Here is a 23,932-nt window from a genome sequence, read left to right as displayed (position 1 = left end):
CGTCGCTAGGTACCGAGGTGGGTTGTTGTGCGGATCGTGATGGGCTGGGGTGGGGGTGGGCGGTGCAGTGCGATGACGTGTAACCGGCGCCGGGCCGCTCTGGGCAGGGGTGATGCACCGAAGGGCCCTCTTGCACTTGTGGCGGCCGTCACGCATCGGCAATACTCCGTGCCGCGCGGCGCCGTCCGGTGTCCGATCGCATCCGATCGCGCGGGGTGACCCTCCGCCGCGGGGCGGTGGCGCGTGCGCCACGCCGGCGCGCGCCCGCTCCGCTCCGTTCCGCCCACCCGCCCGAGACCCGACCCGCCCCGTCCACAGGACCGGCCTTGACCTTCGGGTCCCAGGCTTGGCCTGTCGGCCAGGGCTGGCCTGTCGGCCAGGGCTGGCCTGTCGGCCAGGGCTGGCCTGTCGGCCCCGGCTGGCCTACCCGGCCCGGTCTCTGTTTTCGGGCCTTGCCCAGCCTGTCGGCCCGGGCTTGGCCTTCGGGGTCCGGTCTCGGTCTTCGGGCTTTGCCCTGCCTGTCGGCCCGGGCTTGGCCTTCGGACCTGGGCTGGGCCTGTCGGCCCTATCGGCCTGGGCTGGGCCTACCGGACCTGCCGGCTCGGGCTTGGCCTTCGGGTCCGGTCGCGCCCTTCGGGCCCTGCCCGGCCCGTCGGTCCGGGTGGCGGTCCGTTCTGCCCGGGGATTCGGCTGCCTGCCGGTCCGGCCGACCGTTCCTGATGTTTGCTCCCCATGCTCACTCTCCGGCCCTGTCCCGCTGTTTCGCCCCGCCTGCCGGGCCGGATCGTCGGCCTGGTCCCGGCCCCGGCGGCCGGGTGGCCATGCCGTTCCGCCTCCGCCTCCGCTGCCGGGCCGGCCTCCCGGTCTGGCGGGCCGCCCGGACGGTCCGTCCCGGCGGCCCGGCCCGACCCGGCCCGACCCGGCCCGACCCGGCCCGACCCGACCCGACCCGACCCGACCCGACCCGACCCGGCCCGGCTCCGTGTGCCTCGTTCGGCCGTGGGGTCGTGCGCCGGGTGCCTCCCGTCCGCTCTCCGTCCGTTCCCCGTCTCCGCTTCCGTGTCGCTCCCGAGCGCCCCCACCGCCCGCGCAGCGGCGCCGAAAGGCACGCCGTGTTCTCCTCGCCCCCGTCCCCGCCCGCACCCTCACGCGTACCGCCGCCCCTCCCGCCCCGACATCATCTGCCGGCCGCCCCGCCGCGCCACGCACTCGCCGTCGGGGCCGGACTCCTGCTGTTGTCGCTCCTGTTCGCCCTGTTGCTCCGGCTGGACCGGAGGCCCTTCTTCCAGGGCACGGACGAGCGCTGGGCCGCCGCGGTCGACCGTTCCTCCGTCGGTGCGGCCGCGGAGCCCGGCGGATTCCTCGTCGTCCTCGACCGGCTCGGCGGCCCTCTCGGGATGGTCCTGCCGCTGGTCCTGGTCGGCTGCCTCTGCGTCTACGGCCGCTGGCGCTCCGGACTGTTCGTCTTCCTGGCGGCCGTCGTCGCCAACGCCCTCGTCGTCCTGCCGGTCAAGCAACTGGCCGACCGCCCGCGCCCGCCGCACCCGTGGGTGCTGGTCAACGACGGCTCCTACCCTTCCGGCCAGGTGTTCGGTGCGGTGACGCTCGTGATCGTGGTCGCTGTGGTGGTGTTCCCGCCGCGTGCGCGACGCTGGTGGTGGGCCTTCGGGGTCGCGTACGTCCTCGCCATGATGGTCAGCCGTACCTGGCTGCACGCGCAGTGGCTCAGCGACACCGTCGCGGGCGCACTCCTGGGCGCCGGAACCTGCCTCGTGCTGTGGCGGCTCCTCGCGCCGCTGCTGGAGACGGAGGCGGAGCGCATGGCTTCGAACAGCCTGTGGCTGTGACCCCCTCCACAGCGTCCCGCGCCCCCTTGGATATCCCGGAATCTTGACGAGCGGCAAATCGGCGGCATAGCGTCGGAGGGTCGGTGTCGCCCCCGCGTGCGCAGCAGCCATGACGAGAGAAGGAACGGCCCATGTCCCACTCCCCAGGCCAGGACCAGCCGGAGGTGCAGCTCCCCGCGGGGCGTCTGCGCGGTGCCCTCGAAGGCGGGGTCGCCGTCTTCCGGGCCGTGCCCTATGCCGCACCGCCGGTCGGTGAGCTGCGCTGGCGCCCCGCACGGCCGCACCCCGGCTGGACCGGTACGCGCGACGCCACAGCCGACGGCCCGAGCGCGCCGCAGCTGTACGCGGAAGGAGGCGACCCGGTGCTCGGCGGGCACGGGCTGCCGCCCTTCGGCGAGGACTGCCTCACCCTCAACGTCTGGACCCCGGCCGCCACCCCCGCGGCGGACGGCGGCGGCCGGCCGGTGCTGGTATGGATCCACGGCGGTGGTTTCGTGTCCGGATCAGGCTCGCTCCCCGTCTACTCCGGCGAGACCTTCGCCCGTGACGGCGACCTCGTCGTCGTGAGCGTCAACTACCGGATCGGACCCCTCGGTTACCTCAATCCGGACAGCTCCGCCGGTGGTGACGGCGCGGGCGAGAACCCGTGGCTCAGTGACCAGATCGCCGCCCTGCGCTGGGTGAACGCCCACATCGCCGCCTTCGGTGGCGACCCCGACCGCGTCACCGTCGCCGGGCAGTCCGGCGGTGCGCTCTCCACCGCCGCCCTGGCCGGGCACCCGCTCACCCAGGGCCTGATCCGGCGGGTGATCCTGCAGAGCCCGCCCCTCGGGCTCGACCTCCCCGACCCCGCCGCGTACCGAGAGCGCACCGCCGCCTACCTGGAGCTGGCCGGCGCCGAGGACGCGGCGGCGCTGCGCGCGCTGCCATGGCAGGAGCTGATCGGCGCGGCCGCCGGGCTCTTCGCCCCGACCGCGGCATGGGGGTACTGGCCGACACCCTTCCTGCCCGTGGTCGACGGGACCTCCCTGCGGACCCATCCCGCCCACGCCCTGCTCGACGGGGCGGCGGCGGACATCGACGTCATGATCGGCTGGACGCGCGAGGAGGCCAACTTCGGTTTCGCCCTCGACGACGGGTACGCCGACGCCACCCGCGAGCAGGTCACCGACCGGATCGCCGACACCTTCGGGAGGGAGGCCGCCGACGGCGTGTACGCGGCGTACGCCCGGGCCCGTCCCGGCTCCCGTCCGGTGGACGTCCTCATGGACCTGATCACGGACGAGCTCTTCCGGGTGCCCGCCCTCCGGCTGGCCGAGGCGCGAGCGGAGTCGGGTCACCCCGTGTGGGCCTACCAGTTCGACCTGCCCACGCCCGCCCACGGGGGCCGGCTCGGCGCCGCGCACTGCCTCGAACTCCCCTTCGTCTTCGACAACTTCGACCAGTGGGCGCATGCACCGTTCCTCGCCGGGCTGGACCCCGCCGTCCGCGACGGTCTCGCGTACGCGATGCACCGCGCCTGGATCTCCTTCGTCCGCACCGGAGACCCGAACCATCCGGACCTGCCGCAGTGGCGTCGGTACGACACGGAGACGCGCACGACCATGTGCTTCGACACGGTCGTGACCGCCCCCGGCGACCCGGCAGGCGCCTCCCGGCTCCTGCACGGGCCCGCCCGCACGTCTGCGCAGCCCTCCGCTCCCCTGATTTAACTCGTGTAACCTGAAAAGGAAGGAGCAAGCAGAGGAACCCGAGCACCCGATCACCCGAGCACAAGGAGCGTCGAGGGACGTCATGGCCAAAGACACACACGTCCCCGCATCGATCACCAGCGCCGATGTGGCCCGCCTCGCAGGGGTGTCGCGCGCCACGGTCTCCTTCGTCCTCAACGACACCCAGGGCCACCGGGTCAGCGCGGGCACGCGGGCCCGGGTGCTCGACGCGGCCAAGCAACTGGGGTACGTACCGCACGCCGCCGCCCGTTCCCTGCGCGCCGGCCGCAGCAACCTCGTCCTCATGCCCGCGTCGATCTCCGCCGCGGGCCGCCTCGTCAGCGAGTGGGTCGACGACCTGCACAGCGAGCTCGACCGTCTCGGCTACACGGCCGTGCTGCACGCGGGCCGCTTCGCCGACCCCGTCGACGCCGCCCGGGCCTGGGCCGAACTGCGCCCGGTGGCCGTCGTCGCCCTGGACGGCGACCGTTTCACGGCCCCGGCCGCCGAGCTGCTGACCCGGGCCGGGGTACGAGGGCTGCTCGCCTTCGCGGCGCACCCCGTCGAGGGCGTGCACACCGTCGGCTTCGACCACACCCGCATCGGCGCCATCGCGGCCGAGCACCTCATCGCGAGGGGCCGGACCGCCATCGGCATGATCATGCCGCAGGAGCGGGGCCTCGGCACCCTGGCCCAGCCGCGCCTCGCGGGCGCCGAGTCGGTCGCCGCCCGGCACCTGGCGACGGTCACCCCGTTGGAGCTGGCGTACACGCGGGAGTCGGCCCGCGAACTGGCCCGGCGCTGGCGGGGCCTCGGCCTGGACGCCGTCTTCGCCTACAACGACGAGTACGCCGCGCTGCTGCTCCACGCCTTCCAGGCGGAGGGCATCTCCGTGCCCGGCGAGGTCGCAATCGTCGGCTGCGACGACCTGGTGCTCTCCGCGCTCCAGCAGCCCGCGCTCACCACGGTCCGGCTGGAACTGCCGTCGGCCGCGCGGATCGCCGAGGCCGTGCACGAGCTGGTGCAGACCGGGACGGCGGCGCCGCTGCCGGCCGTGGAAGCCGTACTGGTCCACCGCCAGACCTCCTGACCCCGCACCGCGACGCCGCTGCGCACCTGCTGAGGCGTGACGGCAACCTCCGCCGGGGCTGACGTGGCGCGTAGCGGTCGACGAGATGGCGGATCCCCGCCTTCCCGAGAGGGAACGCCGGTCCGCGGGGGCCTGCATGGACACGTTGACGCTGCTGTCCCTGACGACACCGGACCTCCGGCTGATCGACGCCGAGGCGCGCGGCTTCGCCGGGCACGAGCCGGTCGTGGCCCTGACCGAAGTGGACAGCTGCCTGTGGGACGTCAGGGCCGCCGACGACCGGGTACTCGACGAACTCCGCGTCGCTACCCGGTCGTCGGCGAGCTCTGACCGGGCGGGGCGGCCTCCCCCGTACCCTCTGGGCGCGGGGTCACACCGCCGCGCCCGTGCCCGCTCCCGCGGCCGCCCCCCGGCGGTCGTGGGAGCGGACATCCTCCCGGGCGAGGGCCGGCTGGAAGAGCCACCACGCCAGGAACCCCGCTCCGGCCCCCACCGCGGCCCCCGCCGCAGTGTCGCTGAGCCAGTGCGCATGCAGCCAGGTACGGCTCCACATCATGGCCAGCGTGAAGGCGGTGCCCCCGTACCACCACGCTCGCCGCCGGGCGGCCGGGACCAGCAGCGCCCCCGCGACGACGACCAGGAGCGCCGCGGTGGCCGCGTGGCCCGAAGGGAAGGAGCCGTGGTCCACGCGTACCAGCGGGTCGGCCGGGCGGGGCCGGTCGACCAGGTGTTTGAGCCCCTGGACGACCAGCATGTTGCCGCCGAGGAAGGCGACGAGCAGGAAGCCGGCCGAGGCGAAGCGCCTGCGGACGAGCAGGTAGAACAGCAGGGAGAGCGGCAGGACGGCTCCGACCGGGCCGCCGAACCAGTCCAGGACGGTGGCCGCGGCCATGTACGGCCCGTCGTGGGGGCCGCCCATCCGGTCCAGCCAGCGCTCGTCCAGCCCCTGGAAGGGCGGATCAGTGATGTCGGCGCGGACGACGAGGGCTGTCGCCGCGGCCGCCACCAACGGCAGGAGGCCTGCCACCAGGAGGGCGGGGCGACGACGGGCGGCGCGGGGTTCGTGCGCGTTCCGGGACCGCCGAGACTGCCCGCCGGGTGCGCCAGGTGCGCCGAGTGCGCCGGGTGCGCCGGGTCTGCGGGATCCGCCGGGTCTTCTGCGGGTTCTGCGGGGTCTGTCGTGAGGGGCGGGGGCCGGTTCGGTGGCCGGGTTGGCGGACATGGCTGCCTCTCGCGCCCGCGGGGGCGCCCGCGGCCGTGTGTGATGTGAAGGGATGCGGGGGTGGGGCGGGAGACGGGGGACGCTGCGGGGCAGCGGCCCCCGCACGGGGCCGGACCGGGTGTCCGGCGGTCAGACGGCGCCGAGGTGGCGGGCCAGGAAGGCCACGCTCTCCGCGACGATCGACGTGATGTCCGGGGAGCCGAGGAAGATGTGGTCCGCGCCCTCCACCGGCTGGAGGGTGACCTCGCCCCCCGCACCCTTCAGCGCGGCGGCCAGTACCTCGCTCTGGCTGTACGGCACCAGGCCGTCCCGGGTCCCGTGCACCAGCAGGAAGGGCGGCGGGTTCGAGCCCTCGGCGTACGTGACCGGGCTGGCGGCCCGCGCCAGGTCGGGGCGGTCCGCCACGGAGGCTCCGAGCAGGGCCTCGTAGGGGTCGGGGAACTCCGCCCCGGACGGCATCGCCGGCATGGGGTGGGCGGCCAGGGCGACCAGGTCGGAGACGCCGTACCAGTCGACCACGGCGAGGACGCCGGTCTCGCCCGATCCGACGCCCTGCGTGCCCTCCAGGGCCTCGCAGTCCGCGGCGGCCCCGCAGGCCGTACCATCCGTGCTCTCCGTATCCTCACCCTCCGCACCACCCGTGCGGTGTGCGGCTGCGGATCCGACCAGACCCGCGAGCGCGGCGAGGTGGCCGCCTGCGGACTCGCCCCAGACGCCGATCCGGCCGGGGTCGATGCCCAGGTCCCCGGCGAAGGCGCGGACGTAGCGGATGGCGGCCTTCACATCGTGCAGCTGGGCCGGGAAGGGCGCCTCCAGGCTGTGCCGGTAGTCGATGGAGACCAGCGCGAGCCCGGCTGCGAGGGCTGCCCCGTGCAGCAGTGCGGCCGGCACGGTCGGCGGCGGGTAGCGGCGGTCGCCGTCCAGCCAGCCGCCGCCGTGGATCCAGACGACAGCGGGGAACGGCCCGTCACCGGCGGGCACCTGTACGTCGAGCAGCCGGGGGCGGTAGCCCGGCGTCGTGGCGTAGGTGATCCCGTCGAAGCGGCGCACGCCGTCCGCACCCGTCACGGCGGGAACGGGGGGCTGGTACGGCGGGGGCGGCCAGGTCATGTCGGCGATGTCGAACCGGCTGGGGGGAGATTGCGTCATTGCGGCCCTTCCAAATCGGCGGGTCCCGGCGGGGTGGGTGCAGGCTTCGCGTCGTTTGTCCGAAATGCTTGCGCGAGTGACCGGGGGAGGCGTAGCGTGTTACACGTGTAATCAAGGACTTTAGCGACGCGTTTCCACTGATGACAAGCCCAGGGATGATCCGAATTCAAGGGCGGTGACACGAGTCACTTCGGTGTCAGCGCCGCCTTCCCCCTCCGGGAGCACGCCATGCTCACCACCTTCGGCACGTCCGCGATCCCCGCGATCCCCGAGATGTCTGCGATCCCCGAGGCGCCTGCGGTCCGGCGCTTCGTCCACCGGGTCGCAGACCCGGACGGCTCCAGTGTTCCGCGGGTCAGGGCGCGCGTGCGCGCCGCGCTGGAAGCCTGGGGGGTCCCGCTCGACGCCGCGGACGTGCTGCTGATGGCCGTCAGTGAACTCGTCGGCAACGTCGTCCGCCATGCGGGCGCCGGCCGCATGCGGGTCGGGGTCGCCTCGGGTGCGGGCTGGCTGCGCCTCGACGTCGCCGACCGTGGTGCCGGGCTGCCGCGGCTGCCGACTCCCCGTGTGGAGGTCGGTCCCGAATCCGAGGGTGGCCGCGGACTGCTGATCGTGCAGCTGATGGCCGCCGAGCTGGGTGGCGAACTCTCCGTCGTGGCCCATGAGTTCGGCAAGTCGGTCCGGGTGTGCATACCCGTCGCGTGAGCCGGACTCCCGCCCTCCCACCCCTGGGGGACCTCGCCGCCCGGTTCCCGCCCCGAGTGCCCGGCTCCGAGGGTGGCCCCCACTTCGAATATCGCGAGATGTTGACGGCCGCCAAATATTCGACATACCTTGCTCCCGTCTCCCCCCGCTGCTCCCCGATCGAGGTGCCGCCCCATGGAGCTCTCCCCTTCCGTGCATGCCGATTCCTTCTGCCGGGACCGGCTGCCGCCCTTGCCCCTCTGGCCCGAACTCCACTTCGACCTACCGGAGTTGGAGTACCCGGACCGGCTCAACTGTGCCGGTCGCCTGCTCGACGACGCCGTCGAGCAGTACGGCCCCGACCGCCCCTGCCTGCTCACCCCGACCGAGCGCTGGACCTACGGCGAACTGCAGCAACGCGCCAATCAGGTCGCCCAGGTCCTCACCGAGGACATCGGTCTCCGGCCCGGCAACCGCGTCCTGCTGCGCGGCCCCAACAACCCCTGGCTCGTCGCCGCGTGGTGCGGCGTGCTGAAGGCCGGCGGGGTCGCCGTCACCACGATGCCGATGCTGCGCGCCGGTGAGCTCGCCGAACTCGTCGGCATCAGCCGGCCGTCCGTCGCCGTGTGCGACCACCGCTACGCGGACGAACTCGAAGCCCTGCGCCGCCCCGGCCCCCAGGAGCCGGAGGGCACGCCCGGGCTCCCGGAGCCGGAGGGCACGCCCGGGCTCCCCGTCCTCACCTACGGAGGCCCCGGGCCGGCCGACCTGACGGCGCTCTGTGCGGCCAAGGACGGCCGGTTCGACACCGTGGCCACCGCCGCGGACGACGTGGCGCTGATCGCCTTCACCTCCGGTACCACCGGCCGCCCCAAGGCGACCCTGCACTTCCACCGCGACGTCCTCGCCAACGCCGACACCTTCTCCCGGCACGTCCTCAGGCCCGGTCCCGACGACGTCTTCACCGGCACACCGCCGCTCGCCTTCACCTTCGGCCTCGGCGGGCTGGTGGTCTTCCCGCTCTCCGTGGGAGCCGCGACCCTGCTGATCGAGCAGACGACCCCGCTGCAACTGGCGGACCTGGTCGCCGACCACGGAGCGACCGTGCTCTTCACCGCGCCCACGGCCTACCGGGCGATCATGGAGGCCGGGGCGGCGGACCGGCTGTCCGGCCTGCGCCGCTGCGTCTCCGCCGGGGAACCGCTCCCGGCCGCGGTGTGGCACGAGTTCCACGAGGCCACGGGCCTGCGCATCATCGACGGCATCGGCGCCACCGAGATGCTGCACGTCTTCATCTCCGCGGCCGACGAGGACATCCGCCCGGGAGCCACCGGCCGCCCCGTCCCCGGCTACCGCGCCGCCGTCGTCGACGAGCACGGCGTCCCCGTCCCCGACGGACAGCCCGGCCTGCTGGCCGTCACCGGACCCACCGGCTGCCGGTACCTCGACGACCCCCGCCAGACCTCGTACGTCAGGAACGGCTGGAACATCACCGGTGACACCTATGTCCGCGACGCCGACGGCTACTTCTGGTACGTCGCCCGCAGCGACGACATGATCGTCTCCTCCGGTTACAACATCGCGGGCCCCGAGGTCGAGAAGGCCCTCCTCACCCATCCCGACGTCCTGGAGTGCGCCGTCGTCGGTGCCCCGGACGAGCGGCGGGGGATGCTCGTCAAGGCGTACGTGGTCCCGGCCCCCGGGGTTGCGGCGGACGAAACGACCGTCCGCGCACTCCAGGTACACGTCAAGGCGTCCATCGCCCCCTACAAGTACCCGCGGGCGGTCGAGTTCGTCACGGAACTCCCGCGCACCGGCACCGGAAAGCTGCGGCGCGGCGCGCTGCGCGAGCGTGCCCGGGCCGACGCCCGGCCCGCCCCGCAGCCGCCCGCGCCGACGCTTACCCCGACCCCGACCCCGACCCCGACCCCGACCCCGACCTCGACCCCGACCCCGGCCCCGACCCAGGCCCCTGCCCCGCCGCCGTCGGCCGTGCCGCCCAGCGTCGTCGTCGAACGCCGCGTCGAATGGGCCGACACCGACGCCGCCGGCCACTACCACCACTCCACCGTCGTGCGCTGGGTCGAGGCGGCCGAGGCCGTCCTCCTCCACCGGCTGGGCCTCTCCCACCTGTTCGGCAGCACGCCCCGCGTCCACTTCGAGGCCGACTACCGGGCCCGGCTCTGGTTCGGCGACACCGTCCGTACCGAGCTGAAGGTCACCAGGGTCGGTTCGGCCTCCCTGCACTACGCCTTCACCGTCCGCGGCGAACAAGGCGGCGAGGCCGCCACCGGCCGCATGGTCATCGCCCACTCGGCCGCGCACGCGACCGGGTCCATCCCCTGGCCCGCGGACGTACGGGACCTGCTGGGCGCGGCCGGACCCCAGCGACCGGAACTACTCACCACCGCAGAAGCACCAGGAGGCACGCCGTGCGCGTCGCAGTCATAGGAGGAGGGCCCGGCGGACTGTACTTCGCGGCCCTCGCCAAGCAGCTCTCCCCGCACTGGGAGATCACCGTCTGGGAGCGCAACTCCCCGGACGACACCTTCGGCTTCGGCGTCGTCTTCTCCGACGAGACGCTCGACGGGATCGCCCAGGCCGACCGAGAGGTCCACGAGGCCATGTCGGCCGAGTTCGCGCGCTGGGCCGACATCGACGTCCGCTACCGCGGCACCACCCTCACCTCCGGCGGCCACGGTTTCGCCGCACTGGGTCGCCGGCGCCTGCTGAGCATCCTCCAGGAACGCTGCGCCGCCCTGGAGGTCGACGTCCGCTACCGGACCCAGGCCCCGCCCGCCGCCGAACTCGCCGCCACCCACGACCTGGTGGTGGCCTGCGACGGCGTACGGTCGGCCACCCGCACCGCCCACGCGGATGTCTTCGGAACCGAACTCGACGAGCGCGCCGGCCGCTACATGTGGCTCGGCACGGACAAGGTCTTCGAGGCCTTCACCTTCATCGTCGACGAGCACGACTTCGGCACCCTCCAGGTGCACGCCTACCCCTACGACTCGACCCGCTCCACCTTCATCGTCGAGCTGGCGGAAGGGGCCTGGCGGCGTGCCGGCTTCGAGGCACAAGCCGCCCGCGACCTTCCGCCGGGCGCCAGCGACGAGGACAGTATCCGGCGCTGCGAGGAACTCCTCGCGGACCACCTCGGCGGCCACCGCCTCCTCCCCAACAACTCCAGGTGGCTGCGGTTCACCACCGTCCGCAACCGCACCTGGCGGCACGGCAACGTCGTCCTGCTCGGGGACGCCGCCCACACCGCCCACTTCTCCATCGGCTCCGGCACCAAGCTGGCCATGGAGGACGCCCTCGTCCTGGCCGCCAGCCTCCACGAACACCCGGACGTGCCCGCCGCGCTGGCCGCGTACGAGGACGAGCGCCGGCCGGTCGTGGAGTCCACCCAGCGGGCGGCCCAGGCCAGCCTGGAATGGTTCGAGGGCATCGACCGCTACACCGGCCAGGAGCCGCACCAGTTCGCCTTCAACCTCCTGACCCGCAGCCGCCGCGTCACCTACGACAACCTGCGTGTGCGGGACGAGGGCTTCACCGCCGCGGTCAACCACTCCTCGGCCGTGCCGCCGATGTTCCGGCCCTTCCCGCTCGGCGGACTGCTCCTGCGCAACCGGGTCGTCGTACCGCCCACGGCCCTGCACACCGCGCGCGACGGAATGCCCGGCGACTTCGACCTCGTCCACCTCAGCACCCAGGCACTGGGCGGTGCGGGCCTCGTCCTCGCCGGGATGACGGCCGTCAGCGCCGACGGCCGGGCCACCCCCGGCTGCCCCGGCCTGTGGACCGACGAACAGGAAGCGGCCTGGCGCCGGGTCACCGGCTTCGTCCACGGCCAGTCCGACACCTGCCTCGGTATCCAGCTCACGCACGCCGGCCGCCGTTGCGCCGTTGGCGGCGACCGGCAGCCGATCGCCGCCTCGGCCCTGGCCTGGGACGAGCGGAGTCCCGTACCGCGCGAGGCCGACCGCGCCGACATGGACGCCGTCACGGGCGACTTCGTGAGCGCGGCCCGGCGTGCCGACCGGGCCGGCTTCGACGCACTGGAACTGCAGTACGGCCACGGCCACCTGCTCTCCGGATTCCTGTCCCCGCTCACCAACCTGCGGACCGACGACTACGGCGGCGACCTGACCGGCAGACTGCGCTTCCCGCTCGAAGTGCTGCGCGCCGTACGGGAGGTGTGGCCGGCCGGCAAGGCCCTCCTCGTACGCATCTCCGCCGCCGACTGGGCCGAGGGCGGCACCAGCGAGGCCGAGGCGGTCTGCATCGCCCGCGCCCTCGCCGAGGCGGGCGCCGACGCCGTCGACGTCTCCACCGGCGAGGTCGTCTCCCACGAACGGCCCCGCTACGGACGCAGTTACCAGACCCCGTACGCCGACCTCATCCGCAACGCCACCGGCGTCCCCACCATCGCCGTCGGCGCGATCTCCAGCTACGACGACGTGAACTCGATCATCCTGGCCGGGCGGGCGGACCTGTGCGGCGTCGGGCGAGCCCAGCTCCACGACCCGCTGTGGACCCTGCACGCGGCCGCCGCCCAGGGCTACCAGGGCCCGGCCGCACCCTGGGCGCGCGCCTGGCGGGCGGGCAGCGGCCGGCCCCCCTCGGCCCGGACCGACCGGATCCCGCCCCGGCTCGAACTCCTGCGGCAGCCCGCCGCGTCCGTCCACCGCCGCTGGCTGCCCCGCGCCGCCGCCGCACCCGTCCACGCCCAGCGGAGACGCTCATGACCACATCCACATCCACATCCGGATCCGGATCCGGACCCGCATCCACACCCGCGCCCGCGCCCCTGGCCGGGGGCGCGGGCGGGGGCGACCTGCCCCGGTTCACGGCGGCGGCCGTCCAGGCCGCGCCCGTCTACCTCGACCCCGCCGCCACCGTCGACAAGGCCGTCGCCCTGATCGCGGAGGCCGCCGCCCACGGCGCCCGCCTCGTCGTCTTCCCCGAGGTGTTCGTCCCCGGCTACCCCTACTGGAACTGGACGATGAACCCGGTCCAGGGCTCCCCCTGGTTCGAGCGCCTCCAACGGGCCTCCGTCGACATCCCCGGCCCGCACGTCGACGCCCTGCGCGCGGCGGCCCGCCTGCACGGTGTCGTCCTCGTCATCGGGGTCAACGAGCGCGCCGCGCACAGCCTCGGCGTCCTCTACAACACCCTGCTCACCATCGGCCCCGACGGCGAACTCCTCGGCGTCCACCGCAAACTGGTGCCCACCTGGGCCGAGAAGCTGACCTGGACCGGCGGCGACGGCAGCTCCCTGGTCGTCCACCCGACCCCGATCGGCCCGCTCGGCGCCCTGGCCTGCGGCGAGAACACCAACACCCTGGCCCGCTTCACGCTCCTGGCCCAGGGCGAACTCGTGCACGCCTCCTGCTACATCGCCCTGCCCGTCGCACCCGCCGACTACGACATGGCCGACGCCATCGCCGTCCGCACCGCCGCCCACAGCTTCGAGGGCAAGGTCTTCTCCGTCGTCGCCTGCTCCACCGTCTCCCCGGAGATCGTGGACGCCGTCGCCGGGGACGACGAGGAACTGCGCGAGCTGTTCACCCGCCCCCGCAGCGCCCTGTCCGGCGTCTTCGGCCCCGACGGCCGCCCGGTGACGGAACCCCTCGTGGACGACGAGGGCATCGTCTACGCCGAGATCGACCTCGCCCGCTGCATCCGGCCCCGGCAGATGCACGACATCACCGGCCACTACAACCGCTTCGACGTCTTCCGCCTCGAAGTCGACAACCGCCCCCGGCCACCCGTGACCTTCACCGTGCCGCCTACCACCCCGTTCACCGACACCGCCACACCCGAGGAGGACGTATGACCATCGAGCAGGACGACACCGTACTCGGCCGCGCCCGCGTGTCCGACACCCCCGAACTCACCGCCTACTACGACGAGCTCGGCGCACTCGACGCGGGCGCCCTGTGGACCGTCGCCAACGACATCGAACCCTGGTACCCGCAGCCCAGGTCCGTGCCCGTCCTGTGGCGCTACGACGACCTGCGCCCCCTCGTCCACAAGGCCCTCGGCCTCGTCCGGGCCGACGACGCCGGCCGCCGCGTCGTCATGCTCGTCAACCCCGGCCGTAAGGACGTCAGCGCCGCCGCCGGACTCCTCTACACCGGACTGCAGATCATGGGCCCCGGCGAGGCCATGACCGCCCACCGCCACCAGGCCGCCGCACTGCGCTTCGTCCACGAGGGCACCGGCGCCTGGACGATCGTCGACGGCCAGAAGCTCAAGGTCGGCCCCCGCGACTTCGCCATCACCCCGAACGGCACCTGGCACGAACACGGCAACGACGCCGACGACGCGCCCGTCATCTGGCAGGACGGCCTCGACATCCCGCTGGTCAACGCCCTGGACGCCGGCTTCTACGAGGTCCACCCGGACCTCCACCAGACCCCCGGCAAGGTCATCAACTCCTCCGTCCTCACCTACGGGGCGAACCTGCTGCCCCACGGCGCGCAGCAGTGGACCCGGCCCCATTCGCCCCTGCTCGCCTACCCCTGGGAGCCCACCTACGAAGCCCTGCGGAACCTGGCCCGGGCCACCGAAGGCTCCCCGTACGACGGGATCATCGCCGAATACACCAACCCGGTCACGGGCGGCCCCGTCATGCCCACCATGGGCGCCCACATGCAGCTCCTGCGCCCCGGCCAGGCCACCCTGGCCCACCGCCACACCGGCTCGGTGATCTACACGGCCGCCAAGGGCCGCGGCGTCTCGGTAATCGCCGGACGGCGCTTCGAGTGGAAGCAGGGCGACATCTTCTGCGTCCCCTCCTGGGCCTGGCACGAGCACCACAACCTCGACCCGGCCGAGGACGCCTGCCTCTTCTCCTTCAACGACTTCCCCGTCATGCGCTCGCTCGGATTCCACCGGGAAGAGGCGTACGCCGACAACGGCGGGCACCAGCCCGTCACCGCCCCCTGAACCACGAGGAGCCCCAGCATGCGCCTGCTGACCTTCACCGCCGGCCCCGCCCACCCCGCCGGTCCCACTGATCCCACCGGAGCCGTCGAACGCCTCGGCGCCGAGACCGACGGCACCGTACTGGACCTCGCGGTCCTGGCCGACCGGGCCGGCGTACCGCTCCCGCACGACCTGCTCTCCTTCGTCCAGGCCGGCCCGGCCGCGTGGGAGACCGCCCGGGAGCTGCTCGCCGCCGACCCGGCCGCCCGGCCGGCCGAGGCCGTGCACCGCCTGGAGGACGTGAACCTGCGCGCCCCACTGCGCCCCGGCAAGATCATCGGTGTCGGCCTCAACTACATCGAGCACGTCGAGGAGTCCAGCCGCAGCCTCGACACCGACAAGGACCTGCCGCCGCGCCCCGTCCTCTTCGGCAAGCCCGCCACCGCCGTCACCGGCCCCGGACAGCCGATCCTGCACAACGCCGACCTGACCACCCAGCTGGACTGGGAATGCGAACTCGCCGTCGTCATCGGCCGCACGGCCTTCAAGGTGAGCGAGGAGGAGGCGTACGGGCACATCTTCGGCTTCAGCATCCTCAACGACATCAGCGCCCGCGACCAGCGGCGCTCCGGCCAGTGGTTCTTCTCCAAGGGGCAGGACTCCTACGCTCCCTTCGGGCCGGTGATCGTGACCCGTGACGAGATCCACGACCCCATGGCCCTCGACCTCTCGCTGCGCGTCAACGGCGTCACCAAGCAGAAGTCGAACACCCGGCACATGCTGTTCCCCATCGCCCGGCTCATCGCCGACATCAGCTCCGGCATGACCCTGGAACCCGGCGACGTCATCGCGACCGGCTCGCCGTCCGGCGTGGGCGCCGGCATGGTCCCGCCGCAGTTCCTGCACCCGGGTGACACCGTCGAGGCCACGGTCGAAGGCATCGGAACCCTCACCAACCCCGTCGTCGACGCCCGCTGACCCCGACCCCGCCCCCGCCCCCGACCCCGACCCCGCCCCCGCCCCCGACCCCGCGCACCCCACCCGGCCAAGAGGAGCCGCCCCGTGTCACCCCGTACCTACCGCATCGGCCAGATCGTGCCGAGTTCCAACGTCACCATGGAGACCGAGGTGCCCGCCATCCTCCGGGCACGGCAGGCCGTCGCACCCGACGAACGCTTCACCTTCCACTCCAGCCGCATGCGCATGACCCACGTGACCCCCGAACAGCTCAGGGCCATGGACGCCGACTCCGACCGCTGCGCGGCCGAGCTCTCCGACGCCCGGGTCGACGTACTCGGCTACGCCTGCCTGGTCGCCATCATGAGCACGGGCCTCGGCTACCACCGGACCTCCGAGCAGCGTCTGCACGCCCGTACCGCCGAGAACGGCGCCCCCGCCCCCGTCGTGACCAGCGCCGGAGCCCTCGTCCACGGGCTGCACACCATCGGCGCCCGCAGGATCGCCCTGCTGGCGCCCTACATGCGGCCGCTCACCCGGACCGTCGTGGACTACCTCACCCACGAAGGGATCGAGGTGCTCGACTACGAGGCCCTGGAGATCCCGGACAACCTCGACGTCGCCGCCCACGACCCGGCCCGGCTCCCGGGCCTCGCACGCGCACTGGAGTACACGGACGCGGACGCGGTCGTCCTCTCGGCGTGCGTGCAGATGCCGTCGCTCGGCGCCATCGAGGAGGCCGAACAGCTCCTGGGCAAGCCCGTCGTGTCCGCGGCGGTCTGCACCGCCCACCAGATGCTCCGTGCCCTGGACCTGGACGCCGTCGCTCCGGGCGCGGGCCACCTGCTCTCCGGCCCCTACGCGCGGACCCCATGGCCCGGGGCGTCCCGAGAGACGGGGAGGGGGAAGGGGACGGAGCAACGCATCGGAGGAGGCACCGTGTAGCTCGGGATCGACGGGTCCTTCGGGGCGAAGGGGGTCGGCTTCCAGGCGGGCAGCGGCGGCCGGTCGGGCGCCGGCGGCGGGCCCGCGGAACCACATCCGGCCCTCGCAGCAGGGGTATCCGGGCCTGTGGTCACGGTGCGTCCTCGCCCGCCCGGGCCAGGGCGAACACACCGGCGCAGACGAGGGCCACGCCCAGGAGCTGGGGGAGCAACCACCAGCCCGACCGCAGGTGTTCCTCGTACAGGACCACTCCCAGCGCGATGCTGATGCTCGCGTCGCCGAGGGTCAGAGCGGGCTGCGAGGCCACCAACGGCCCGCCCTGCATGGCGTGTTCGAGCAGCAGCAGGGCGCAGATGCCGCTCGCGCCGAAGGCGTACGTCTCCCACGCGGTGAAGAACGCACCGATGCCGTGTTCGTCGAGGGCGTGCACGGAGGACTTCATCAGGGCGGCCGTGAGCGCGTAGCAGACGGCGGTGGCGGCGCCGAGGCAGCCGGCCCGGGAACGGCCGGGCGGCCGCCGCAGGCCTGCGAAGGCGAGCAGCGCGACGATCACCGCGCAGGCCGGCAGCGCCACCACCCACCGTTCGGCCGGTACGTCGGTCCGGTTGCCCGCGGGCGAGGCGGCCACCAGCGCGACCCCGAGTCCGGCCACCACCCCCGCCACGGCCAGCCACAGCGCCCCCGGCAGCCGCTGCCGGGCCAGCAGGGAGGCGATCAGCAGGGCGAGCGGCAGCTCCAGCACGAACAGGGGCTGTACGAGGGCCAGCGCGCCCGTGGCCAGGGCCGCGGCCTGCCCGGCCCCCGCGGCGATCACGGCGAGGATGCCCACGACCCAGACGGGCCGGCGCAGCAGGTCCAGGACCAGACCGGGGCGGAAGCCCTCGCTCTGCGGCACGGTGAGCGCGGCCCGCCGTTGTAGCACGGTGGCCAGCGCGTTGCTGAAGGCCGCGAACAGCGCGAAGAGGACCGGCAGGACGACGCCCATGCCCCGATCCTCACCGTGCCGGCCGCCCGTCCGCGCCGCGACACCGGGCCGCGGGCGCCCCGGGGCCCGCATTCCCCCGTCCGGACCTGCCGGGTGGGCGGGTCAGGCGCGCCCGGCCGCGGCCCGCCGCAGGGCCAGGACGGCGAGGGCTTCCGGGGCGCCGGACTGGCCGCGGATGCCGGGGAAGGCGTTGACGTCCACGATCAGGGGCGTCCCGCCCCCGGTGTCGATGATGTCCACGCCGTAGACGTCCAGTGCGAATACCGTTCCGACCCGCCGCACCAGATCGGCCCAGCCGTCGGGGAGTTCGCCGGGGGCGAGGGGGTGCGTGGGGCCGCGTCCGCCGGGGGAGAGCTCGGAGCGGCGCAGGGCCGAGAAGACCCGGTCGCCGATGGCCCACAGTTTGTGGTCCCACCCGTTGTTGGGCGCGTACGTCTGCACCACGACCGGCTCCCGCGGCCACTGCCGTGCCAACTCCCGCAGCTCCGCGGTGTCGTCGGCACGGGCGACGAGGTCGCCGCGTCGGCTGAGCCGGCTCTTGACCACCACGGGGGCGGACGGCCGTGCGGTGGTCGCCCATGCCCCCAGGGTGCCGACGGTACGGGTCGCCGCGAACGGCAGACCGGCCCGTAGGGCGAGCCCGGCCATCTCCGTGCGGTCCTGGCACAGCGCGGTGGCCGCCGCGGTGTTGACCACCGGCGCCCCCTTCCGCTCCAGCTGCCGCGCCAGTCCCAGCGCCTGCGGCGTGCGCGACTTCAGCAGGTACACGTCGGCCAGGGGCGGGGGTGCCTCGCCGACGGCGGCCGGGTCCAGTGCTTCGACCTCGTGCCCCGGGGCGAGGAGCGCGGTGGTGTCCGCCAGCAGCGGGTGTCCGGGCTCCGGGGTGATCAGGCCGATCCTCATACGGTGTCACCCGCCGCCGCGGAGATCTGCGCCGGTGGTGTCCGGACCGGGATCGACAGGGGGAGCGTGTACGGGAGCGCCACGGGGGCCGTCGTCGCGGGTGCGGGTGCGGGTGTCGCGGGTGCCGGTGTCGCGGGCGTCGCGGGGACGCCGCCGGCCCGTGCCAGCCCCAGCACGGCGCGGGCCACCCGCGCCGCAGCGTCCGGTACCTGACGGAAGCTCGGGAAGTCGTTGACGTCGACGACCACCGGTCCGTCGGGCCCCAGCAGCACGTCCACCCCGTACAGGTCGAGTCCGTAGACCGCCCCCACCTCGGCGGCGATGGCGGCGACCTCGGACGACAGCGGGACGCGGCGCTCACGGACCGAGGGGTCGGGGCGCAGCGGGGAGCACCGCTCGGTCGCGAACAACTCCCCGCCGACCGCGTACACCTTGATGTCCGTGCCCGAGTTGGGCACGTACGGCTGGGCGATGAGCATGCCCTCGCCCGTGAGCGCGGGCAGCAGCGTCTCCAGCCGCTCGGGCGAGGACACCAGGTGCACCGCCCGCCCGGAGCTGCCGTCGGCGGGCTTGACGACGAGGGGGAACTCGGCCGCCGGTATCTCCCTGAGCAATTCGGGGCGGGCGACGGCGTACGTGGGCGGCAGCGGGAGGCCGCGGTCGCGCCCGATGGCGGCGGCCAGCGCCTTGTCCCGTACTCCGCGGATCGAGCGGGCGTCGTTGACGGTGGTCAGCCCCGCTGCGGCGGCGGCTTCGAGGAGGGTGAGCCCCGGGCCGCCCGACACCGTCTTGAGCACCCAGGCGTCGTGCGCACCCGTGTCCACCACCTCGGTCATGCGCAGCAGTGAGCCGCCGGGCCGCACGACGTCCACGCGGTGCCCCCACGCGGTCAGCTGTCCGATCACCTCGTTCGGCATACCGTCGTGGCGGTAGTGCTCCTCCACCAGGAAGCAGAGCCTCATCGACCTTCCTCAAAATCCCGGACGTCCGCCGAATCCGCCCGGCGAGTCGTGACGTCACAGGATGTCATGGACCGCAATGTGATGATCGGTCCGCCTGTGGGCTTCCTCGCTGGGCGGCTCGTTTCGGCTCGGCGGGGGACACAGGGGGACAGATGCGACCGGTGGACCGGGCAGTTGTGCGCGCCGGCGGTCAACGGGCGGCACTGGCGGACGTGCTGCTGCGGCTGCCCGGCCATGAGGACGAGTGCGCGAGACACCCGGTTCCGCGGCGCGCGGTGCTGCCGCAGGAGGTCGTCGAGGCCATTGCGGTCCACTCCGGACCGTCAGCTCCGGGTCGCCTTCGCGCAGAACGCCGAAGCAGGCCCCGAGCAGCGGGCCCGGCCGGTGGACGACCCGTCCTGGTCGGTGCACCTCAACCGTGCGGTCGGGCCCACGTCCTACCGGGCGCCTCCTGCGCCTCGTGCATGGCGCGGTAGTTCAAAGGTGGAACACGTCGATCTCAGAATGATCCGCGACGCTTGAACGTGCCGGTGTGCGCAATCGGGTGGCACGACAGGAGCCCGGGAGCTGGATATGCTCCCGGGCTCCGTCACATCCGCCCCGAGGCCCGCAGTCAGAAGGCCACACGGGGAAGGTCACACGGGGACGGACACGAAGGTCCTGCCGGACTCGTTCTCGACCAGGACCGCCTTGACGTCGGCCCGGTCGACAGCCGCCGAGCCGTCCAGCCCGGCGCCCTTGGCCTCGCCGTTCTCCTGGCTGCCCACGACCCAGCTGCCCGCAGTGGTGCGCTTGCCGTCCTTGGAGACCACGATCAGCCGGCAGCGCTCGCCCTGCGGCACTCCCGTGACCGCCGCCCGCAACCGTACCCACTTGGTCGCCGGGGTCATCTGTACGGTCATCCGCGCGCCGGTGCCCGGATCGGTCGCGGAGTGCAGCGTGGTCCCCTTCGGCGGGGGAGAGGGATCCGCCGAGGCGGTCGGCGACGGGGGTACGGGCAGCGCGACGGGGTCCGGATCGCCCGCACCCAGCTGCGTACCGGCCCAGAACACGGCGGCCAGCGAGGCGGCCACCGCCAGGCCCGTGAACCCCGCCCGACGGCGTGCCGCACCGGCACGCTCGCCCCGCATCTGCCGCAGGGTGCGCTGGAGCAGCAGGTCACCGCCCTGTGGCGGTCCGTCGAGGAACGCCTCCTCGGGCACCTCGCCCAGTGCCGCCTCCATCTCGCGCAACGCGGCCACCTCCTCCCGGCACTGCACGCATCCGCTCATGTGTCCCTCGACCCGGCGGACCTCCTCGTTGTCCAGGACGCCGAGTACGTACGGGCCGAGCAGTTCCTCCTCGTGCCGCTGCCGGTTCATGCCACCACCTCACGCAGTCCGGCCGGCTGCTGGGGCGGCCTGCCCGATCGTTTTCCGTCTCTTGTACCGCCCTCCCGGAGTCCGTCGTCCCTGAAGACGTCGCGCAGGGCCTTGAGCGCGTAGTGCGAACGCGACTTGACCGTACCCGCCGGGATGCCGAGGGTGTCGGCGGCCTCCGCCACGCTGAGCTGCCGGTAGTACAACTCCTTCAGCACGTCCCGGTGTTCCGGGGACAGCCTGTCCAGGGCCCCCAGCACCGTCATGCTGTCCACCACGGAGTCGGCGTGGTCCGCCTCCACCGGGGGAGCCGCCGCCGAACCGGACACCTCCGGCGGCCGGGCGGCCCGGGCCCGGTACCGGTCGGTGATGATGTTACGGGCCACGGTGAGCAGCCAGCCGCGCACCGAGCCCTTTCCGTTCACGAGGACCTCGGAGTGCCGCCAGGCACGTATCAGGGTCTCCTGCACGACGTCCTCGGCAGCGGACCGATCCCCGGTCAGCCGGGTGGCGTACGCGAGCAGGGCGTGGCCGTGCTCCTCGTACACGGACTTGATCAGTGCCTCGTCGGTCGAGCCCCGCCGAGTGCGGGGCCACAGTGGTCCGGCCATCTCACCCTCTCCGTCTTCCTCGCTTGCGTGGTGCGGTCGGAACACGCCGGCGGAGCCGAAACGGTTCATGTGACCTGCGTCACGCGAGGGGTGGAGGGTTCAAGTCCGGCAGGTGCGGCCCTCGTTGAGGCAGCCGACGACGGTGTCCATCTGCGGCCCGGTCATCGCGTTGACGAACATCGCGTGGTCCGTCCGGGGGCTGTGCCGCTGCTCGGGGAAGGAGTCGATCGCCACGGGCACGCCCGCGGGGACCGCGTAGGCGAGGGAGACGCGCAACTCGGGCACCGGGAAGGTGTCGGTGGGGCAGACGCCGTTGCCCCCGGGGAACAGCAGGTGCGAGCGGTGCCCGGCGCTCGCGGTGTCGAGGCCGTTCCAGCAGCTCGGGAAGGTCAGGGTGCGGGTGACGCGGTCGCCCTCGGGGCAGCGCGGGTAGCGGGTGGTGGAGCGGTCGGGGGAGCCGGAGCACCCCCAGCGGGCGCGGACGTGGGCGTCGCTCTGCGCGGTGTGGGCCACCGCGTCGCCCGTCATCGCGCGCAGGAAGGGCGGCATCGCCACGACCTTGCTCACCGGGTTGCCCCGGAACTCGACGCGGACCGTGGCCTCGGGCACGATCTCGCCGGCGTTGCCGTGCCCCGCGGACCTCTCGTGCGGGCGTGCGCCAGGACGGTCCAGGCGGCGCAGGACGGGCCAGTAGTACGTCGACCGGTCGCCGCCCGCGCAGCTCGTGGCGGCGGCGGCCAGCGAGTCGTCGGTCGACATCGCGTCGGTGGACAGGTTGCCGACGTAGGAGTGCGTGTGGTGGGCGCCGGACCGCAGGCCGGGCGAGACCACCAGGTTGTCCTCGTTGTAGTGCATGCGCTCGTTGCGGCCGCAGTCCACCACCATCGACCCCGGCGATCCGCCGCCCGGGTCGGCGGGCGTGGCGGGAGCGGCGGGTGGGACGGGAGGAACGTCGTGTATGTCCACGTAGTCGGACGGCGCCGGACCGGCGGCCGCCGCTCCCGCGTGCGGACCGGCGGAGCGCTGGGCACCCACCACCGCAGCGGTCAGCCCACCGGCCAGGAGCAGGCAGATGACGAGAGCGAGCAGGCGGCGTTCTTTCCCCATGGCGGTCACGGTTACCGGTGGCGACCCCGGCGTCAACCTGGCATCCGCATGACGGTCGCCGCGCCGGGTTCGTGCGTTCCGACGGGGCCGTCCGGTGACGCGTGGCGGTTCGCCGCGTCAGCCCCCGACGGGAGCCCGCAGGATCCGGGCGACGACGCCCTCGGCCTCCCGCGGGTACTCCTCCAACCGTGCGCCGCGTCGAGGAGGGCGACTAACTCACCTCCACCCGTGCGGGGCGCACGCCACCTCATGGCGGCCGAAAGAACCTGATCGTCCGTCATCGGCCACCACTGCGTGGCCGGTGCTGTCCGAGGGAGCGCTTGTCCGGCCCGGAGGTGACGGGACACAGTTGGGCGCATGACAGCAGCCGCGACCCCCGCCGAACTCCTGCACGCGTTCGCCCGCACGCGCGCCCGACTCGACGGCGGCGAAGTCACCTACTGGTGGACCGGCGACGTCCACTCCTGGGCACCGGGCGAGCCCTACCGGCGGCTCTTCGGCTTCGAAGGGCTCAACGTCGCGCGCCTCGTGGCGGACGAGGAGCCGGGCGGCTACCGGCTGCTGTCCCGGGAGGCCGCGTTCTACCTGGACCCGGCGACCCGCGAGATCATGGAGACCTGGCAGGACAAACCCGTGGTCCACGTCTGGAACGACCCCGCCAACCAGCAGTGGCGGCCCTTCCCGATCCCCGTGACCGACCTGGGCGACCGGATCTGCTTCAGCCTGGAGATCCCGCTCGCCTACCCCTCGCCGCTGCCGGTCGAGGAGTACCCGGACAACTCGGCCGACGACACCTACCGGGCGCTGGAGCTCTTCCAGTTCTTCGCACCCGCGACGGCCCTCACCACCGAGGAGGTGAGCGTCCCGGCGACGATGTCCTGGACCCGCATGTCCCCGTGGCTGCCCTGGATGGAACAGGGTGCACGCCCCGGCGGTCTCACCTTCCACTGCCGCGGCCGCAAGCTGGACGCGTACGCCCAGGTCCCCGAACGCACCCGCGCCTACATCGCCGCCCACCACCCCGAGTTCGCACACGCACCGGAGAAGTGGAGCGAACCGAACGAGACGAGCTGGACGTACTTCCGCAGGCTCTTCCCGCGCCACGGGGAGGCGCCCTGAGCACCACCCCCGCCCACCGGGCCGGCCCTCGGCCGCCAGTGGCCGGCACGCACCGGAATAAGGCCTGATCACACCCCCTGCTGAGGGGCCCCCGGGGGTAGTCGCGGGGGGCGGACAAGGGTTTTCCCCGTATCCGGTTCACCTCCGCGTTGCCTACTGTCTGCCCACCGGCGATCCTCCCCAGGCCGGGTGGTACACACTCCAACCCCACATGGCGTGTAGGCCTCCCACCGGGGGAAGCGAGCCGGGACCGCCGTTGCCCCTGCCTCGCCGTTGCGGCCGGGACAACGTGGCGTGCGGCGGCAGCCGGGGCGAGACCGACCAACTCGCTCCCGGCCCCGC

General features: G+C 73.5%; 19 protein-coding genes and 1 pseudogene. 12 read left to right on the top strand and 8 right to left on the bottom strand.

The features are described from left to right. The first annotated feature begins 1,235 nt into the window (after window positions 1-1,235). The 3 genes from ACIPXC_RS28625 to ACIPXC_RS28615 all read left to right on the top strand — a co-directional run bounded on the left by ACIPXC_RS28625 (window position 1,236) and on the right by ACIPXC_RS28615 (window position 4,649). On the top strand, window positions 1,236-1,847 hold the full coding sequence (locus ACIPXC_RS28625) for a phosphatase PAP2 family protein (protein ID WP_401623861.1): 612 nt from the start codon (window positions 1,236-1,238) through the stop codon (window positions 1,845-1,847). A 131-nt stretch (window positions 1,848-1,978) separates the two neighbouring features. Continuing rightward, window positions 1,979-3,559, top strand: a complete 1,581-nt coding sequence (locus tag ACIPXC_RS28620; protein ID WP_401623859.1) for a carboxylesterase/lipase family protein — start codon at window positions 1,979-1,981, stop codon at window positions 3,557-3,559. An 82-nt stretch (window positions 3,560-3,641) separates the two neighbouring features. Then, window positions 3,642-4,649: a LacI family DNA-binding transcriptional regulator gene (locus ACIPXC_RS28615; protein WP_401623857.1), complete on the top strand. Its 1,008-nt coding sequence runs from the start codon at window positions 3,642-3,644 to the stop codon at window positions 4,647-4,649. Between the two features lie 370 nt (window positions 4,650-5,019). Here the strand turns inward: ACIPXC_RS28615 and ACIPXC_RS28610 are convergent, their stop codons facing one another. Next, entirely contained in the window at window positions 5,020-5,676 is a 657-nt protein-coding gene (locus ACIPXC_RS28610; RefSeq protein ID WP_401623855.1) for a phosphatase PAP2 family protein, read from the bottom strand. A gap of 324 nt (window positions 5,677-6,000) precedes the next feature. Further along, window positions 6,001-7,020 (bottom strand): alpha/beta hydrolase fold domain-containing protein, encoded by a 1,020-nt coding sequence (locus ACIPXC_RS28605; protein ID WP_401623853.1) that lies wholly within the window; start codon window positions 7,018-7,020, stop codon window positions 6,001-6,003. Window positions 7,021-7,248: 228 nt separating this feature from the next. Here ACIPXC_RS28605 and ACIPXC_RS28600 point away from each other — a divergent pair, with 228 nt between their 5' ends. From ACIPXC_RS28600 to ACIPXC_RS28565, 8 genes and pseudogenes are all read left to right on the top strand, one after another. Then, a complete protein-coding gene (locus ACIPXC_RS28600) occupies window positions 7,249-7,725 on the top strand; it encodes an ATP-binding protein (RefSeq protein ID WP_401623851.1) in 477 nt (158 codons plus the stop codon). Window positions 7,726-7,899: 174 nt separating this feature from the next. Then, a pseudogene (locus ACIPXC_RS28595) lies at window positions 7,900-9,561 on the top strand (AMP-binding protein); the annotation flags it as partial. Window positions 9,562-9,696: 135 nt separating this feature from the next. Further along, complete coding sequence (locus ACIPXC_RS28590; protein WP_401623922.1) at window positions 9,697-10,155, top strand: acyl-CoA thioesterase; 459 nt, start codon at window positions 9,697-9,699, stop codon at window positions 10,153-10,155. Beyond that, complete coding sequence (locus ACIPXC_RS28585; RefSeq protein ID WP_401623849.1) at window positions 10,137-12,458, top strand: FAD-dependent monooxygenase; 2,322 nt, start codon at window positions 10,137-10,139, stop codon at window positions 12,456-12,458. Before ACIPXC_RS28590 ends, ACIPXC_RS28585 begins: the two co-directional genes overlap by 19 nt. After that, window positions 12,455-13,549: a carbon-nitrogen hydrolase family protein gene (locus ACIPXC_RS28580; RefSeq protein WP_401623847.1), complete on the top strand. Its 1,095-nt coding sequence runs from the start codon at window positions 12,455-12,457 to the stop codon at window positions 13,547-13,549. The genes ACIPXC_RS28585 and ACIPXC_RS28580 overlap by 4 nt, the downstream gene beginning before the upstream one ends. Then, window positions 13,546-14,664, top strand: coding sequence for a cupin domain-containing protein (locus tag ACIPXC_RS28575; protein WP_401623845.1), 1,119 nt, complete (start codon window positions 13,546-13,548; stop codon window positions 14,662-14,664). The genes ACIPXC_RS28580 and ACIPXC_RS28575 overlap by 4 nt, the downstream gene beginning before the upstream one ends. An 18-nt stretch (window positions 14,665-14,682) precedes the next feature. Beyond that, complete coding sequence (locus ACIPXC_RS28570) at window positions 14,683-15,621, top strand: fumarylacetoacetate hydrolase family protein (protein WP_401623843.1); 939 nt, start codon at window positions 14,683-14,685, stop codon at window positions 15,619-15,621. 138 nt (window positions 15,622-15,759) lie between these two features. Further along, on the top strand, window positions 15,760-16,545 hold the full coding sequence (locus ACIPXC_RS28565; RefSeq protein WP_401623920.1) for an Asp/Glu racemase: 786 nt from the start codon (window positions 15,760-15,762) through the stop codon (window positions 16,543-16,545). Window positions 16,546-16,675: 130 nt separating this feature from the next. Here the strand turns inward: ACIPXC_RS28565 and ACIPXC_RS28560 are convergent, their stop codons facing one another. The 6 genes from ACIPXC_RS28560 to ACIPXC_RS28535 form a co-directional block, all read right to left on the bottom strand. After that, the gene (locus tag ACIPXC_RS28560; RefSeq protein ID WP_401623841.1) at window positions 16,676-17,530 is read right to left on the bottom strand and encodes a DMT family transporter; all 855 of its coding nucleotides are present in this window, start codon (window positions 17,528-17,530) and stop codon (window positions 16,676-16,678) included. A 102-nt stretch (window positions 17,531-17,632) separates the two neighbouring features. Next, window positions 17,633-18,433, bottom strand: a complete 801-nt coding sequence (locus ACIPXC_RS28555) for a RimK family alpha-L-glutamate ligase (RefSeq protein ID WP_401623839.1) — start codon at window positions 18,431-18,433, stop codon at window positions 17,633-17,635. Beyond that, window positions 18,430-19,395, bottom strand: coding sequence for a RimK family alpha-L-glutamate ligase (locus ACIPXC_RS28550; protein WP_401623837.1), 966 nt, complete (start codon window positions 19,393-19,395; stop codon window positions 18,430-18,432). Before ACIPXC_RS28550 ends, ACIPXC_RS28555 begins: the two co-directional genes overlap by 4 nt. Before the next feature lie 635 nt (window positions 19,396-20,030). Beyond that, window positions 20,031-20,756: an anti-sigma factor family protein gene (locus ACIPXC_RS28545; protein ID WP_401623835.1), complete on the bottom strand. Its 726-nt coding sequence runs from the start codon at window positions 20,754-20,756 to the stop codon at window positions 20,031-20,033. Further along, entirely contained in the window at window positions 20,753-21,364 is a 612-nt protein-coding gene (locus tag ACIPXC_RS28540; protein ID WP_401623833.1) for a sigma-70 family RNA polymerase sigma factor, read from the bottom strand. The genes ACIPXC_RS28545 and ACIPXC_RS28540 overlap by 4 nt, the downstream gene beginning before the upstream one ends. 99 nt (window positions 21,365-21,463) lie before the next feature. Then, a complete protein-coding gene (locus tag ACIPXC_RS28535; protein WP_401623831.1) occupies window positions 21,464-22,471 on the bottom strand; it encodes a DUF1996 domain-containing protein in 1,008 nt (335 codons plus the stop codon). Between the two features lie 357 nt (window positions 22,472-22,828). On the opposite strand from ACIPXC_RS28535, the gene ACIPXC_RS28530 reads away from it, so the two are divergent. Continuing rightward, window positions 22,829-23,590 (top strand): DUF1838 family protein, encoded by a 762-nt coding sequence (locus ACIPXC_RS28530; protein WP_401623829.1) that lies wholly within the window; start codon window positions 22,829-22,831, stop codon window positions 23,588-23,590. Window positions 23,591-23,932 lie beyond the last annotated feature (342 nt).

This window comes from Streptomyces sp. NPDC090021 (genome assembly GCF_044748225.1).
GTDB lineage: Bacteria > Actinomycetota > Actinomycetes > Streptomycetales > Streptomycetaceae > Streptomyces.
This window is presented reverse-complemented; position numbering and strand designations above follow the sequence as displayed.

Coding starts and splice junctions, on each gene's coding strand:
- ACIPXC_RS28620 (WP_401623859.1), top strand. CDS start 1,979: ATGTCCCACTCCCCAGGCCAGGACCAGCCGGAGGTGCAGCTCCCCGCG.
- ACIPXC_RS28615 (WP_401623857.1), top strand. CDS start 3,642: ATGGCCAAAGACACACACGTCCCCGCATCGATCACCAGCGCCGATGTG.
- ACIPXC_RS28605 (WP_401623853.1), bottom strand. CDS start 7,020: ATGACGCAATCTCCCCCCAGCCGGTTCGACATCGCCGACATGACCTGG.
- ACIPXC_RS28600 (WP_401623851.1), top strand. CDS start 7,249: ATGCTCACCACCTTCGGCACGTCCGCGATCCCCGCGATCCCCGAGATG.
- ACIPXC_RS28580 (WP_401623847.1), top strand. CDS start 12,455: ATGACCACATCCACATCCACATCCGGATCCGGATCCGGACCCGCATCC.
- ACIPXC_RS28575 (WP_401623845.1), top strand. CDS start 13,546: ATGACCATCGAGCAGGACGACACCGTACTCGGCCGCGCCCGCGTGTCC.
- ACIPXC_RS28570 (WP_401623843.1), top strand. CDS start 14,683: ATGCGCCTGCTGACCTTCACCGCCGGCCCCGCCCACCCCGCCGGTCCC.
- ACIPXC_RS28565 (WP_401623920.1), top strand. CDS start 15,760: ATGGAGACCGAGGTGCCCGCCATCCTCCGGGCACGGCAGGCCGTCGCA.
- ACIPXC_RS28560 (WP_401623841.1), bottom strand. CDS start 17,530: ATGGGCGTCGTCCTGCCGGTCCTCTTCGCGCTGTTCGCGGCCTTCAGC.
- ACIPXC_RS28555 (WP_401623839.1), bottom strand. CDS start 18,433: ATGAGGATCGGCCTGATCACCCCGGAGCCCGGACACCCGCTGCTGGCG.
- ACIPXC_RS28550 (WP_401623837.1), bottom strand. CDS start 19,395: ATGAGGCTCTGCTTCCTGGTGGAGGAGCACTACCGCCACGACGGTATG.
- ACIPXC_RS28545 (WP_401623835.1), bottom strand. CDS start 20,756: ATGAACCGGCAGCGGCACGAGGAGGAACTGCTCGGCCCGTACGTACTC.
- ACIPXC_RS28540 (WP_401623833.1), bottom strand. CDS start 21,364: ATGGCCGGACCACTGTGGCCCCGCACTCGGCGGGGCTCGACCGACGAG.
- ACIPXC_RS28535 (WP_401623831.1), bottom strand. CDS start 22,471: ATGGGGAAAGAACGCCGCCTGCTCGCTCTCGTCATCTGCCTGCTCCTG.
- ACIPXC_RS28530 (WP_401623829.1), top strand. CDS start 22,829: ATGACAGCAGCCGCGACCCCCGCCGAACTCCTGCACGCGTTCGCCCGC.